Here is a 15,043-nt window from a genome sequence, read left to right as displayed (position 1 = left end):
GATGTGGCCGGCCCCATGACAGACTGGACCGCATGAGCACGTGGAATGCGCCTGTCGTGTCGGGGCCGGTGAACGCGACCGTGGACCTGCCCGGGTCCAAGTCGATCACCAATCGGGCGTTGCTGCTCGCCGCGCTCGCCGACGGCCCGTCGACCCTCACCGGCACTCTGAGAAGCCGGGACACCAATCTCATGCTCGCCGCTCTAACCGGACTGGGTATCGGCATCCGGGTCGACGCCGCCGACCCGACGACGGTCTCCATCGAACCGCGACCCATGCACGGCACCGACGTCTATTGCGGGCTCGCAGGCACCGTCATGCGATTCCTGCCGCCGATGGCGGCGTTGGCGTCGGGACCGGTCGACTTCGACGGCGATCCGCAAGCGCGTCAGCGACCGCTCACGACGATCCTCGATGCCCTGCGTGACCTCGGTGTCACCGTCGAGGGTGACTCCCTGCCGTTCACGGTGGTGGGCACCGGATCGGCTCGCGGCGGCGGGGTCACGATCGATGCGTCGGGATCGTCGCAGTTCGTGTCCGGGTTGCTGCTGACCGGCGCACGATTCGACGAGGGACTGACCGTGCGCCACGTCGGAGGTCCGGTTCCGTCGATGCCCCACATCGAGATGACCATCGCGATGCTCGCGACAGCCGGTGTGAAAGTCGTTGTCGACGAACCGAATATCTGGCACGTCGATCCGTCGCCGATTCGTGCGGTGGACTGGGCGATCGAACCCGATCTTTCCAACGCGGCCGCCTTTCTCGCCGCGGGCGCCGCGACCGGCGGGGCGGTCAGCGTGCCACGCTGGCCGTCCGTCACCACCCAGCCCGGCGCCCAGATCGCCGACATCCTCGCCGAGATGGGTTGCACCGTCGAACTTCTCGACGGTGCGCTCACCGTGCGCGGACCGCTTCGACTGACCGGTATCGACCGCGATCTCCGCGAGGTCGGCGAACTGACACCGACGATCGCGGCACTGGCTGCCCTCGCCGAGAGTGAGTCCCGGCTGACCGGCATCGCCCATCTGCGCGGCCATGAGACCGATCGTCTGGCCGCACTGGCCACCGAGATCGGGCGTCTCGGTGGCGATGTCACCGAGCTCGACGACGGCCTGATCATCCGGCCGGCCCCGTTGCACGGAGGGCGCTGGGAGTCCTACGCCGACCACCGGATGGCCACCGCAGGCGCGATCATCGGCCTGCGCGTGCCCTCGGTCACCGTCGACGACATCGAGACCACGTCGAAGACCTTCCCGGACTTTCCGGGTATGTGGCAGAAGATGATCGGCCATCCGTGAGCCGTCGCGCGGACAGTTACGACGAGTCCGATGTTCGGGTCCGCCCCGGCAAGGGCAGTCGTCCGCGCACCAAAACCCGTCCGGCACATGATGATGCGGAGTCGGCGATGGTCGTCTCGGTCGATCGGGGGCGCTGGGGTTGCGTACTCGATGGCGATCCGGATCGTCGTGTGGTGGCCATGCGCGCACGTGAACTCGGCCGCACCCCGATCGTGGTCGGCGACGATGTCGGGGTCGTCGGCGACCTGACCGGGAAGCCGGATTCACTGGCTCGCATCGTGCGAGTCGACGAGCGGCGAACGGTCCTGCGGCGCACCGCCGATGACACCGACCCGTACGAGCGCATCGTCGCCGCCAACGCCGATCGCCTCCTGATCGTCACAGCGATGGCCGATCCCCCACCCCGGACCGGATTCGTCGAACGCGCTCTCGCCGCGGCGTATGTCGGTGGGCTCGAACCCATCTTGTGTCTCACCAAGTCCGATCTGGCCGATCCCACCGAGTTCACCAATGCCTTCGACGGACTCGACTTGATCATCGTGCGCGCCGGTCGTGACGATCCACTCGACGACGTCCTCGGCTTGCTGCGCGGGCACCTCACCGCATTGATCGGACACTCCGGCGTGGGCAAGTCCACCCTCGTCAACCGCCTTGTGCCCGAAGCCGAACGGGCCACCGGTGTGGTCTCGGGGGTCGGCAAGGGCCGACACACCTCCACCGCGTCGGTGGCGTTGGTGTTGCCACCACATCCCGATGACGCGCGAGGTCCCGAGGACCAGGGCCGACGGTCGTGGGTCATCGACACCCCCGGAATCCGCTCATTCGGTCTCGCCCACGTCGACGCCGACGACATCGTCGACGCCTTCGACGATCTGCGCGATGCCATCGAGAACTGTCCGCGCGGCTGCACCCACCTCGGACCGCCTGCCGATCCGGAATGCGCACTCGATGATCTCACCGGCGCCTCGCATCGTCGCGCGATGGCGGTACGGCGCCTGCTCGTCGCGGTGGGTGGAGGCGCGACCGACCCCGAGCCGGAATCGACGAGCGTCGACCCGGAGTAGGGTGCCGGTGGGCGATGGTGGCGAAACCAGCGTCGGCGCAAGCGGTCTCGAGGCACGGCGCCCCGGCGACCGGGCCTCGAGACCCGCCTCAGCGATCGACGACGGTCGTCTCGAAGAAGTAGCGGTCCGCTCGGTAGGCGTGGCGACCCACCTCGACGACCTTGCCCGCATCGTCGAAAGCGGTGCGCTGCATGGTCAGCAACGGCGCACCCGGCTCGACGTCGAGCAGAGTGGCCTCCTCGGCGTCGGCGGCTTTCGCGCCGATGACCTGGCGGGCAAGCCGAATGTGGACGCCCTTGGCGCGCAGCCCCTTGTAGAGGCCGCCGTCCTCGAGATCGCCTGGCGGCGGGCAGACGTCGGCGGGTAGGTGATTGGTCATCACCGCCAGTGGCTCGCCGCCTGCGCTGCGTAGCCGTCGGATGGTGACAGCCTCCGCGTCGGCGGCGAGACCGAGATCGGTGCGCAGGTCGTCGTCGGGCACCGACCGCCGATACTCGAGAAGCTGTGTCTCCGGATGCATTCCGGCCTTGCTGAGATCGTCGAACAGGCTGGTCAGTTCCACCGAGCGGTTCACCGGGCTCTGCACCACCTGGGTGCCGACGCCTCGCTTGCGCACGACGACCCCCTTGTCGACGAGTTCCTGGATGGCCTGGCGGATCGTCGGGCGGGAGAGCTTGAGCCGTTTGGCGAGGTCGAGCTCGTTCTCGAGACGATCACCCGGAGCGAGCTCGCCTCCGATGATCGCGGCCTCGATCGCGCGGGCGAGCTGGTGATACAGCGGCATCGGGGTCGACCGATCGAGATCGATCTGGAGCTGCGTGGTGGCCTGTGGCATGCCTCACAGTATGTCATAACAACCAAACATGTGTGTCTTTGACAGGTCGATCAGTCGCCCGGGATGTTGTGCGGGGTGATGACGGCGATCTCCGACACCTGCGGACGATGCCCCCCCCGGCGAGAGCGCCGTGATGGCGCACAGCAGCACTTTCACCGCGCGATGTTTCACCCATTCCTGCGAGCAGATCGCCGAGTGAATCGAAGACCGCAACTCCCGGGAGGTCCGCTGCCACTTCGCGGCGGCGGTCGGGGTTGCCGGTGACCACGCCGGCCAGCTCGATCTCCGGCACCGCCTGGATGTAGGGCGCATGGAAGATCCGTCCACCCGCGCCGTAACCGACCAATCCCAGTCTCGCCATCTCCACTTTATTTGTCCGGATATTGGTACAAATGTGGCGTCAAGCGGTCCGCGTCGTCACCTCCCGGACGATGTCGAGTACCGCCCGGGCGGCCGTCGACGGCGAACGCACCGAGGAGTGTGCGATCGAGACAACCCAGTCGAGATCACGGTCGGTGCAGGGCACCCCCACCGCACCGGCGTGGTCATGGGCGACGCTCCAGGGCACCAAGGTCACCCCGAAATCGTTGAGCGCCAATCGGATACCGAACTCTTGATCGGCCACCTCGATCACCGATCGGCGGTGCGGGAGCCACTTGTCGGTCACCGCGCGGGTACCCCAGCCGGGCGGATAGTCGATGGCGCGTTCGGCGGCGAGATCCGCGGCAGCGAAGCCGCCGGCCCGAACCAGCCGGTGGTCGGGGTGGGCGACCAGCACCAGGGGCTCTCGGGCCAGCCGGTACACGGTGATGCCGGGGATCTCCTGATCCGGACCGCCGAGCAGTGCCAGATCCAGCGTTCCGTCGCGCAGCCCGCGGATGTTGCCCTGACTGCCCTGCGGATTCTGCCGCATCGCGATCGCGACACCCGGATGCCGCCGATGCACCGCCCCGAACGCCTCCGCGAGATCGATGGTGACGATGTTGACCAGTGCGCCCACCGCGACATCGCCACGGATGTCCCCGCGCAGCGCCGCGAGGGCGTCGACGATCTCGGCGCGCGCCCGGACCGCGGCGCGAGCGGGTTCGACGACTGCGCGGCCGGCCTCGGTGAGCACCAGCGTGGTCGGGGTGCGATCGAAGAGTTGCGCACCGACCTCGCGCTCGAGTTTGGCCACCGACGTCGACACCGCCGACTGCACGACCTGCATCGAGCGTGCCGCAGCGGTGAAGGTGCCGTGCTCACAGCACGCGAGAAAGTAGTCGAGTTGTCGCAGTTCCATCGTGATCGCCCTCTCACTCACCCCCGCCGACCTGGCCATCATCTCCGATGTAGATGCGGCCATCAGAATCTATCGCTTTTCTTCACGGCGACCGGGCCGCACCATGGACACATGGCTTCGACGACCTCCTCCCCGACCAGCCGACTCAGCCGGGTGATCGTGCTGTTGTTCGCGGTGACCGCGGGGTCCTCGGCGGGCTGTCTCTACTACCTGCAGCCGGTGCTGCACGAGGTCGGCGGCGACCTCCACGTCTCGACGACGGCCGCGGGCCTGATCATCTCGGTGACCCAGGTCGGCTATCTGATCGGTCTGGCCCTGGTCGTACCGCTGGGCGACTTCCTGGACCGCCGGCGACTCGTCGGCGGGCTGCTGGTGGTGTCGTGCATCGGTTTGGCGATCGCCGCGGCCGCACCCACCTACGCGGTCCTGATAATCATGGTGTTCGCGGTCGGGGTGTCGGCGTCGGCGGCGCAGGTGGTCGTGCCGTGGGCCGCGGCGGTGGCCGGGCCGAGTGAACGCGGCGCCGTCGTCGGCACGGTGATGAGCGGATTGCTTGTCGGCATCCTGTTCTCCCGCGTCCTGTCGGGCCTCATCGCGCAGGCGGGCGGCTGGCGCACCGTGCTCGTCGTGGCCGCGGTCATGCAGGTGATGATGGCCGCCGCGGTCTGGTGGCGGGCGCCGCACACCGCGGTCGAGCGCTCGGGCACCACGTCGTATCCGCGTGTGCTGGCCTCGATCGCGACGCTGATCCGGTCCGAGAGCGTCCTGCGCCACCGCATGGTGCTCGGCGGACTGAACATGGCCGCGTTCTCGGCGATGTGGACGGCGATCGCGTTCCTGCTCGCCGGTGCGCACGGCTCGTCATATCACTTCTCCGACGCCGAGATCGGGCTGTTCGGTCTGGCCGGGGTGGCCGGTGCACTGGCCGCGCCACGGGTCGGCAGACTCGCCGACCGCGGCTATCTGCGCCACACCCAATACGGCGTGTGGGTCGTCCAGCTTCTCAGCTGGGGGCTGTTGTGGGCGGGTGCGCACCAGGTGCTGGTGCTGATCCTCGCGCTGCTCGTCTTCGATTTCGGCGTGCAGGGCGTGCAGATCGCCAACCAGGCCGCGGTGTACTCGCTCGACGGCGAGGCACGCTCTCGGCTGACGACCGCCTACATGGTGGCCTACTTCGCCGGCGGCGTCGCGGGTTCGGCGTTCGGCGGATGGGCATATCAGACCGGCGGGTGGAACCTGGTGTGCGCTGCGGGCGCGGCTACCGCGGTGCTCGGCATCGTGCTGTGGGCAGCGTTCGCGATCGGTGAGCGCGAGCACTCGGTGCAAGGAATCGCCGCGCAGCAACGGCTGCGCGGCGAAGTCCAGGCGGTCTAGGGCGTGTCTCTGAGCCCGACTCAGCGCGCGTGACGACGCAGCCGTCGCCTGCGCCGGGCCTCGGCGATGGCCGAGCGCAGACCGAGCGCCTTGTCGATGCCCGCGAAACGACGCTCCGAGGCGGTCTCGGGTGCATCGTCGGCGGTGTCGCGCAGGAACCGGTCCGGCAATGCGAGTTTGTTGATGGTGCGCAGCGTCTTGCCGTACTGCACCCACAGTGAGCCGGTCGTGTAGGGCAGATCGTATTTGTCACACAGCGCGCGCACCCGCACCGAGATGTCGGCGAGCCGGTTGCTCGGCAGGTCGGGGTACAGGTGGTGCTCGATCTGGTAGCAGAGGTTCCCCGACATGAATGCCATGGCCGGGCCGGCACGAAAGTTGGCGCTGCCCAACATCTGTCGCAGGTACCACTGGCCCTGGGTCTCGTCCTCGAGGGTGTCGACGGTGAATTTCTCCGCGCCGTCCGGGAAGTGCCCGCAGAAGATGACCACATACGCCCAGAGGTTGCGGATCAGATTCGCCGTCAGATTCGCGGTCAGGGTGTGCCGAAAATTCGGCCCGGTCAACGCCGGGAACAACACATAGTCCTTGGCGACCTGCTTGCCGATCTTGCGGCCGAATTCCTTCATCTGCGGAATCGCGACCTCTTTGGGCTTCTCGCCCTGAATGACCTCTTTGAGCGCGAGGTCGTGCAGGCCGATGCCCCATTCGAAGGTGGCCGCCAGGATGACGTTGAACAGCGGCTGCAGCGCGCGGCGCGGTTCCCAGGGCTCGTCGCGGGTGACCCGCAGGATCTTGTAACCGACATCGTGATCCATGCCGACGACGTTGGTGTACTTGTGATGGATGTAGTTGTGGGAGTGCTTCCAGTGCGGCGACGCGCACACCATGTCCCATTCCCACGTCGTCGAGTGGACCTCGGGATCGTTCATCCAATCCCACTGCCCGTGCATCACGTTGTGCCCGAGCTCCATGTTCTCGATGATCTTGGCCACTGCGAGCGCGCCGGTGCCCAGGAGCCACAACGACCGCCGATGGCTGCCGAGCAGCACGAGACGGCCGGTGACCTCGAGGACCCGGTGAGCGAGAATCGTGCGCCGCAGGTAGGTGACGTCGCGCACCCCGCGGTCGGCCTCGATCTCGCGGCGCAGCGCGTCGAGTTCGGCCCCGAGCGCCTCGACGTCGGCGTCGGTCAGGTGGGCGTACTCATTGATGTCGGTGATTGCCATCGGTGTCCATTATGCGCTTGCGGCGCCGAGACGGGGAGCCCGCCTCATGCCGCGCGACGCTCCACCACCTGGGACGATCGTCCCACTCGGGTCCGCCGACGCTCGCGCAGGGACTTGATCGCCGAGCGCAGTCCGCGGCGCCGACCGGTCAGCGGGTCGACGGTCGCATACAATCGGGCGCCCTCGGGCAGACCTTGCTTGAAACGACGTTCGGACGCGGTCTCGGGTGCGTCGTCGGCGGTCGCCGAGAGGTATTTGTCCGGCAGCGACAACTTGGCGATGGTGCGCCACGACTTCGCGTACTGCAGCGGGAACGAGCCGGTGGTGTAGGGCAGGTCGTACTTCTCGCACAGCGCGCGCACCCGCACCGCGATCTCGGCGAGCCGATTGCTCGGCAGGTCCGGGAAGATGTGGTGCTCGATCTGGTAGGAGAGGTTGCCGCTCATGAACGCCAGCACCGGTCCGCACCGGAAGTTGGCGCTGCCCAACATCTGTCGCAGATACCACTGCGCCTGCGTCTCGGAGTCGACGTCCTGCTTGGTGAACTTCTCGGCGCCGTCCGGGAAGTGCCCGCAGAAGATGACGGCGTTGGTCCACAGGTTGCGGATGACGTTGGCCATCGCGTCGGCGGTCGCCGCCTTGCGGAAAGCCGTTGCGGCATCGCGCTTGTCGCCACCGAACGCCAGGGCTGCCGCGGCGACCAGGGTCGGCTGTACGGCGTAGTCCTTGGCGAGCTGCCTACCCACCTTGCGGCCCACGTCCGCCAGATCCCGGCGGAACTGTTCCTTGGCCTCGGGGGTACGGCGCTTCTTGCCGAGCTCGAGATGCTGTGCGGCGACACCGTATTCGAACAACAGCGCCAGCAGGGTGTTGTACACCAGGTTGCCCAGGTAGAACGGCTGCCATCGCTGATCGCGCGTCACGCGCAGCAGCCCGTAGCCCACGTCGTCGTCCATGCCGAGTACGTTGGTGTACTTGTGATGGATGTAGTTGTGGGTGTGCTTCCAATGCGCCGAGGGATCGGTGTTGTCCCACTCCCAGGTGGTCGAGTGCACCTCGGGATCGTTCATCCAGTCCCACTGCCCGTGCATCACGTTGTGCCCGAGCTCCATGTTCTCCACGATCTTGGCGACGCCGAGCGTGGCCGCGCCCGCCCACCACAGCCCGCGGTTGCGCGAGCCGGCGATCATCGTCCGACCGGCGAGCTCGAGGCCACGCTGGAAGCGGATGGTGTTGCGGATGTAGCGGGCGTCACGCTCACCGCGCGCCGCCTCGATGTCGGCCCGGATGGCATCGAGTTCGGCGCCGAGGGCTTCGACGTCGGACTCGGACAGGTGGGCGTATTCGGGGATGTCGGTGATCGCCATGGATTCCTCTCACCTCACGCCGCGGCCGGGACAAGCTACTCCCGCCTACGGCTACGTTTCCGTAACTTACGACAGCGTAGGTTACTGGGCGCGAGGTGTCCAGCCTTGGTGAAACAGACATCGGTGCGACCTGGGTCGGGACCGCTCAGAGTGTGCAGTTCTCCCGAAGGAGTTCGTATCCGACGAGATCCTCGATATGGCCGTCGGAACTCGCCGCCAGGGGCTGGGTGCCGAACTCGGTGAAGCCGGCGTTGCGGGCGAGCGCCCGGCTGCCCTCATTGGAGGCCGCGGCGAACATGGTCAGCCGCCGGATGTCGAGGACGTCGAAGATGTGGCGCACCGCCGCCGGGAATGCTTCTCCCAGAACACCTTTGCCACGCGACGCCGGATGCGTGTAGAAGCCGATCTCGGCGCCGGTGACGTCGTCGATCGCGAAGATCGAGATATCGCCCATGTATTCGTCGGTCTCCTGATCGGCGACCGCCCAGGTGCAGGTGCTCCCGCACGCGGCGGTCCACCACTTACGGGTGCGTTCGAGTGCCGCATGTTCGACCGACAGCGGATCGGGGCGCTCGAAGAGGTATTTGCGCGAGATCGGGTCGTCGAGGGTCTCGCGGATACGCTCGTCGTCCTTCTCGGCCAGCGGGCGCAGCCGGAAACGCTCGGTGTCGAAGGTGGTGGCGTGCCACCGCGATTTCGGTGCGAAGTCGTCGCCGGCATGCCACTTGGCACACCACGCGTCGACGACGCGGCTGTTCATCTCGAGCCAGTCGGGCAGGCGCGCGAGCAGGGTGAACCCGGCGGCGTGCGCGACCCGAAGACTCGCCAGATTGCCCTCGGCGGCGTGGAACCGCACGACCTCCACGTCGCGTTCGGCGGCCGCATACGTCATCGCGAGCACCACCGCCCGACGCGCGAGACCCGCTCCCCGAGCATCGGGATGCAGGACGAATCCGACCTCGACGATCCGCCCGGCGCCCTGCAGCTCGACACTGCCGGCGAATCGCCCCTCGTGCTCGATCGCCCAGGTCATGGAATCGCCGTCATCCCACCCCCGCAGCGCCCCGTCGATGAAACGCTCGGCGTCGGAGCGGCCGTAGGGCGAGGGCATACGCGCCCAGCGCATGGTCAGCGGGTCGGTGGCGTAACCGACCACGCGATCGATGTCGTCACTCCGGTGTGCCCGCAGGGTGACCACCCCGTCGGAGCAGACCGGAACCTCGGTCGTTTCGGACAGTCGGGACACTTCGGCTCGCACGCGGATCTCCTCCGTGGTCGACAGCAGCCGTGTTCGAGCCTAACGGGTCTGCGACGACAGGGCGATGTTTGCGCCCGATCGACCGTGTCCCGCCTCGTCGGCGGGCGTCGACGAGGCCGGTGTCAGACGTCGAGGGTGCAGTCCCCCGCCGCCGCGCTGACGCAAGTCTGGATACGTTCACCCTCGACGTGTTCGACACCCGACCGCAGATCGCGAACGCATCCGCGGTCGAGCATCACCACACAGCTCTGACAGATACCCATGCGGCACCCGAACGGCATGAGTACCCCTGCCGACTCCCCTGCCTCGAGCAGAGTGGTGGCGCCGTCGACCTCCTCGGTCCGCCCGGAACGACCGAAGGTGACCGTTCCGCCGACCGCACCCACCACGCCCCGCTCGAGCGCGAACCGTTCGATGTGCAGCAGATCGGCATGGCCGTCGGCGAACACACCGGAAACCATGTCGAGGAAGGCACCCGGGCCGCACGCCCACGTCTGCCGCTGCGTCCAATCCGGGCAGAGCGCGGTCAGCGAGTCCGGGGTCACCTTGCCGTCGGTCCGGGTGTATTGGATGTGCAGATCGATGACGCCGTCGGCGTGCAACCGCGCCAGTTCGTCGCCGAAGAGCAGATCCGCGGGCGTCGGGGTGGAATGGATGAGCCGGATGTCGGTGCGCTGGTGGCGGTGGGCCATGGTGCGCAGCATCGAGATGATCGGCGTGATGCCACTGCCGGCCGTGACGAACAAGATCTTGTCCGGAAGTGGTTGCGGGAGCACGAATTCACCTTGCGGCGCCGCCAACCGCACGACGGTGCCCGGCGTCAGGCCGTTGACCAGATGCGAGGACAGGAAGCCCTCCGGCATCGCCTTGACGGTGATGGCGATGGTCCCCTCGTCGCGCGTCGTGTCGGGGACCGACGTCAGCGAGTAGGAGCGCCAGGTCCACCGCCCGTCGACGAGGACACCGATGCCGATGTACTGACCGGGCGCGTAGTCGAAGGAGAATCCCCATCCGGGACGGATACGGATGGTCGCCGAGTCCTCGGTCTCGGCGGTGACCGACACGATCTTGCCGCGCAGTTCGCGCGCTGACCACAGCGGATTGGCCAGATGCAGATAGTCGTCGGGCAGCAGCGGGGTGGTCACCCGGGCAACAGCAGCACGAATCCACTGCCCGCCCCTGGTCCGGGCGGCGATCCCCGACACCGGCTCCTCGAATCGTTCCCGGATGTCCCGGCCCCTGATTCCCCCAGCCCTGAATTTCATGACGCCCATCCTCGAACTCGTCGATCCGCTCACCGAACCACCGTAACCTACGGGAGCGTAGGTTACGGTCCGAGAGGGCGATGCCCGACGCCACCCCGGGTTCTCAGACCCGGGGGATTCAGAGCAGTTCGAGCAGGAACGGCAGCTCCTGGGTGGCATACCACCCCAGGTCGTGATCATCGACGTCACCGACGGCGAGTTCGGCGTCCTCGTCACCGAGATCGGCGGCGTCGATGACGACGACGGCGTTGCGCACCGCGGCCTCGGCGTCGGCCCCGTCGACATGCACCGAGGCGACGGCCGAGCGCGGGATCGGTCCGGCGACGCGGACGACGGCGGCGTCGAGTTCGGGATGCAGGGTGGGGTTCTCGACGTCGGCGGCGACGACCGCCCGACGTGGTGGCAGCTTCGGGGTGACACCGGGCTTGGTGCCGGCCGCATCGGCGGCGAGTTCGGCGTCGGCGTGGGCGTCGCCGGGTTCTGGGGCCTCACCGGCGAGCAGCCGCAGCGACGCCCGCGCGGCCTCACGCATCGCGACCTCGGCGAGTTCCTCGTCGTCGCCGGACAGGAACGATTCGCGCAAGGCCGGGGTCAGCGCGAATCCCGTCCCGCCGACCGGCCGGAACTCACCCGACTCGTCGAGTTCCATCAACATCGTCAACGTCGCCGGAAAGTACACCCTCATCGATGAGTCCTTCGCTTCTGCACGCGCTCACCCTACTGGCCGACGGCGGTCGGCGTGATCGCGCGATCTCGCCCACTCATTGCGCCCCCAGCAATTCCTCGAACGACTCGGCGACGTAGCCCGCGAGCGCGGGCAGATCACCGATGACGCCGCGGTCGGCGGTGAACGCGAAGTTCAACCGGTCGCGGTACTCCACCACCCCGATCGACAACGCGTGTCCGGCGATCAACCCCGGCACCGCATGCACCGCACTCACCTTGCGCCCCAAGACATACCGATCCGACACCGGCGAGCTGGTGATGGACAGGGGGATGTTGTAGCCGCGGGTACCGAGCGACCGGAACGCCCACGAGCTGAATTCCGGGAACGGCACCATGCCGAGGTCGGGAAGCAGTGGCCGCGGACCGAGCGTCACCCGGCGCGACGATTGGGCGTAGCGATCGGCGAGCGCGGCGACCTGTGAGAGCCGCACCTTCGGATTGTCCTCTCCCACAGGCAGATCCGTCACGAAGCCCGGGGCACCCACATCGATCCACGTGGAATCCCGCCCGGCATCCGGCGCCATCCCCGGATCCCGGGTCGACAGCGGGATCTCGACGCGCACCGTGTCGGTGATGGGAGCGGCGACATCGAAGGACAGCAACCACCGGCGCATCACGCCGCTGACGATCGCGAGCACCACATCGTTGACGGTGCAGCGATGGTGCTCGGCGATCTTCGCGCAGTCGCGGCGGGGCACCGAGGACACCGCGAACATCTGCGACGAACTGCCCGGCGAGTTCAGCGGACTCTGTGGCGCCGAGTCGGTCACCTCACCGATCAGATCGCCGATACGTCGCACCGTGGAGTCGACGACCGTGCGGACACCACCGACGACGCCGTTGCCGGTGACGACCGAGTCGATGAACTCCCCCGGCCGCGACACCGCCTCGGCGAGCGCACCGATCGCCAAAGACGTCGCACCGGGCGGGTGCCCGGGCATCCACAGGTCCGGCTCGTACTGCACCACCTCGGCGGTCTCGTCGGTGATCACCTGACTGATCTCGGGTCCGGCGAAGTCGTCGACGAGACACCGATGGCTCTTGGTGAGCACCGCATAGCCGTTGCCCTCGAGCCCCTCGATCAGATACATCTCCCAGAGCGGCCGGGACCGATCCAGCGGGCGCGACATCACGCGGGCGATCAGATCGCCGAGTTCGGTCAGTGTGCCCGGGCGGGGCAGTCCGGAGCGGCGGATGTGGAAGTTGATGTCGAAGTCGTGATCGTCGACCCACACCGGCCGCGCCAGACCCATCGTCACCGGCAGAACGATCTGCCGGTAGCGCGGCGCGAGCTGTAACCGGTTCTCCACCAACGACACCAGCGAGGGATAGTCGAGGATGTGACGCGCGCCGTCGGCCGCGGCCCCGGCGGGCGGGCCGGCATCGTCGAAGATCAGCAGCGCCCCCAGATGGCTGGTCGCGCCCGTCGGATCCAGGAAGTAGTACATCGCCTCGCGCGGGGACAACCGATTGGCCACATCGATGATCGTAAGGCCTGGGGGTGCAACCCCTCGGCAACTGTTGCCCGACGTGGGCGCTCGGTTCTTCACTCGATGCCAGAGTGCCCGGCGAGGAACCGACGATCACGACGGTCCGCCGGCACCGGAGAAGAACGGAGTTGATGATGCGCGCAGCACGCTATTACGACCGGGGGGACATCCGGATCGAGGACATCGACGAGCCCGCCGTCGAGCCCGGCACCGTCGCCATCGATGTGGCGTGGTGTGGGATCTGTGGGACCGACCTGCACGAGTACGCCGACGGACCCATCTTCATCCCGCCGTCGGGACACCCGCAGCCGATCAGCGGCGAAAGCGCGCCGATCACGCTGGGACACGAGATGTCGGGTGTGGTGTCGGCGGTCGGCGACGGTGTCGAGGACCTCGCGCCGGGCGATCACGTCGTCGTGGAGCCCTACATCATCGCCGACGGCGTCGACACCGGCCCGGACAGCCACAACTATCACCTCTCGGCCGACATGAACTTCATCGGGCTCGGTGGTCGCGGTGGTGGCCTCGGCGAGAAGATCGTCGTCGAGCGACGCTGGGTCCACAAGGTGTCCAAGGACATTCCCCTCGACCAGGCGGCGTTGATCGAACCCCTGTCGGTGGGATTCCATGCGGTGCAGCGCAGCGGCGCCGGTGCCGGGGACGTCGCGTTGATCACCGGAGCCGGCCCGATCGGTCTGCTCACCGCGGCGGTGTGCAAGGCCGAGGGCATCACCACGATCGTCAGCGAGCCGAGCCGGCTGCGCCGGGAGAAGGCTCGTGACACCGGTGTCGGTGACCACATCGTCGACCCGTCGACGCAGAACGTGGTCGAGTTCGTCCGGGATCTCACCGGCGGTCGCGGCGCCGACGTCGGCTTCGAATGCACCTCGGTGCAGCCGGCTCTCGACACCCTCTTCGATGCGCTCAAGCCGACGGGAGTCCTTGTGGTGGTGTCGATCTGGGGTCATCCCGGGACGCTCGACATGCAGAAACTGGTGCTCAAGGAGATCGACATGCGCGGCACCATCGCCTACGTCAACAGCCATCCGGCGACCATCCGGCTCGTCGAGGAGGGCAAGGTCGATCTCGCACCCTTCATCACCGGGCGCATCGGACTCGACCAGCTTCTCGACGAGGGCTTCGACACGCTGTTGCACCACAACGAAACCGCGGTGAAGATCTTGGTCTCGCCGTCCGGTGCGGGCGTGGGCTGAGCGCCTGCTCTCAGCTCATCTCCAAAGTCGCCAGCCGCCACCGGTATTCGACCCGAACCGGAAGGCTCGATCGGACTCGGCCGGCCTGGCGCACCCGGACCGGGACGCGTTCGATGCGTCCGGCGAAAGCGCGAACCCGGCGACCCCGCTCGAAACTGCCGAAGATCTCCGCCGTCGACGGATCACACATCTGGATGTGGATCCGTCGTATGCGGGCGCTCACTCCTGCGGCGCGGTTCTCGGGCCGGGCGATGTCGGGGCGCAACAGGGTGACGATGTGCTCGTAGAGCTGTGGGGAGACCGCGGTCTCCAGGTGTGCCGCCGGACGCCGCCGGTCGAGGACCTCGAGTAGAGCGGTGACGGTCCGCGCGGCGACGCGTCGTGCCTCGACCGTCCCCGCCGGTACCGCCACCGGCTCGGGTCGTCGGACCGGCGGCATACCGACAGGTGCGGTCACCAGCGGCCCGTCGGTCGCCCGGCTCGGCTCCCCGACCGGCTCGTAGGCGGGTGCTGCAACGACACGTAGATGGTCGACGGGCGTATCGGCCACGGCATGAACGGGGGCTTGAGCCCCTGCGCGAACGGGAGCGTCGGCGGGCGCGGTGGCGGTGAGGGTTGTGGTCATGGAAATCGGACGCACC

General features: G+C 67.7%; 13 protein-coding genes. 4 read left to right on the top strand and 9 right to left on the bottom strand.

The features are described 5' to 3' along the window. The first annotated feature begins 32 nt into the window (after positions 1 to 32). Both aroA and rsgA read left to right on the top strand, forming a co-directional pair. Positions 33 to 1,298, top strand: a complete 1,266-nt coding sequence (gene aroA / locus QNM97_RS05460; RefSeq protein ID WP_283821915.1) for a 3-phosphoshikimate 1-carboxyvinyltransferase — start codon at positions 33 to 35, stop codon at positions 1,296 to 1,298. Then, entirely contained in the window at positions 1,295 to 2,362 is a 1,068-nt protein-coding gene (gene rsgA, locus QNM97_RS05455; protein WP_283821914.1) for a ribosome small subunit-dependent GTPase A, read from the top strand. The genes aroA and rsgA overlap by 4 nt, the downstream gene beginning before the upstream one ends. 88 nt (positions 2,363 to 2,450) lie before the next feature. Here the strand turns inward: rsgA and QNM97_RS05450 are convergent, their stop codons facing one another. After that, complete coding sequence (locus QNM97_RS05450; RefSeq protein WP_283821913.1) at positions 2,451 to 3,197, bottom strand: GntR family transcriptional regulator; 747 nt, start codon at positions 3,195 to 3,197, stop codon at positions 2,451 to 2,453. Positions 3,198 to 3,597: 400 nt separating this feature from the next. Continuing rightward, complete coding sequence (locus QNM97_RS05445) at positions 3,598 to 4,500, bottom strand: LysR family transcriptional regulator (RefSeq protein ID WP_283821912.1); 903 nt, start codon at positions 4,498 to 4,500, stop codon at positions 3,598 to 3,600. Positions 4,501 to 4,590: 90 nt separating this feature from the next. Here QNM97_RS05445 and QNM97_RS05440 point away from each other — a divergent pair, with 90 nt between their 5' ends. Beyond that, complete coding sequence (locus tag QNM97_RS05440; RefSeq protein WP_283821911.1) at positions 4,591 to 5,853, top strand: MFS transporter; 1,263 nt, start codon at positions 4,591 to 4,593, stop codon at positions 5,851 to 5,853. Positions 5,854 to 5,873: 20 nt separating this feature from the next. On the opposite strand, the gene QNM97_RS05435 is transcribed toward QNM97_RS05440, so the two are convergent. From QNM97_RS05435 to QNM97_RS05410, 6 genes are all read right to left on the bottom strand, one after another. Further along, on the bottom strand, positions 5,874 to 7,082 hold the full coding sequence (locus tag QNM97_RS05435; RefSeq protein ID WP_283821910.1) for a fatty acid desaturase family protein: 1,209 nt from the start codon (positions 7,080 to 7,082) through the stop codon (positions 5,874 to 5,876). A gap of 44 nt (positions 7,083 to 7,126) precedes the next feature. After that, complete coding sequence (locus QNM97_RS05430) at positions 7,127 to 8,449, bottom strand: fatty acid desaturase family protein (RefSeq protein WP_283821909.1); 1,323 nt, start codon at positions 8,447 to 8,449, stop codon at positions 7,127 to 7,129. A 145-nt stretch (positions 8,450 to 8,594) separates the two neighbouring features. Continuing rightward, entirely contained in the window at positions 8,595 to 9,707 is a 1,113-nt protein-coding gene (locus tag QNM97_RS05425) for a GNAT family N-acetyltransferase (protein ID WP_283821908.1), read from the bottom strand. 122 nt (positions 9,708 to 9,829) lie between these two features. Continuing rightward, the gene (locus QNM97_RS05420) at positions 9,830 to 10,972 is read right to left on the bottom strand and encodes a ferredoxin reductase (protein WP_283821907.1); all 1,143 of its coding nucleotides are present in this window, start codon (positions 10,970 to 10,972) and stop codon (positions 9,830 to 9,832) included. Positions 10,973 to 11,090: 118 nt separating this feature from the next. Further along, a complete protein-coding gene (locus tag QNM97_RS05415) occupies positions 11,091 to 11,657 on the bottom strand; it encodes a DUF6912 family protein (protein WP_283821906.1) in 567 nt (188 codons plus the stop codon). Between the two features lie 76 nt (positions 11,658 to 11,733). After that, a complete protein-coding gene (locus QNM97_RS05410) occupies positions 11,734 to 13,176 on the bottom strand; it encodes a wax ester/triacylglycerol synthase domain-containing protein (RefSeq protein ID WP_283821905.1) in 1,443 nt (480 codons plus the stop codon). A gap of 146 nt (positions 13,177 to 13,322) precedes the next feature. Between QNM97_RS05410 and QNM97_RS05405 the strand changes: the two genes are divergently transcribed. Next, complete coding sequence (locus QNM97_RS05405) at positions 13,323 to 14,402, top strand: 2,3-butanediol dehydrogenase (protein WP_283821904.1); 1,080 nt, start codon at positions 13,323 to 13,325, stop codon at positions 14,400 to 14,402. Positions 14,403 to 14,412: 10 nt separating this feature from the next. Here the strand turns inward: QNM97_RS05405 and QNM97_RS05400 are convergent, their stop codons facing one another. Further along, complete coding sequence (locus tag QNM97_RS05400; RefSeq protein ID WP_283821903.1) at positions 14,413 to 15,027, bottom strand: Rv3235 family protein; 615 nt, start codon at positions 15,025 to 15,027, stop codon at positions 14,413 to 14,415. Between the last annotated feature and the right edge of the window lie 16 nt (positions 15,028 to 15,043).

It is taken from the genome of Gordonia sp. L191 (genome assembly GCF_030077625.1).
GTDB lineage: Bacteria > Actinomycetota > Actinomycetes > Mycobacteriales > Mycobacteriaceae > Gordonia > Gordonia polyisoprenivorans_A.
The sequence above is the reverse complement of the archived record's forward strand: the minus strand, read 5'-3'. Positions and strand labels throughout refer to the sequence as shown.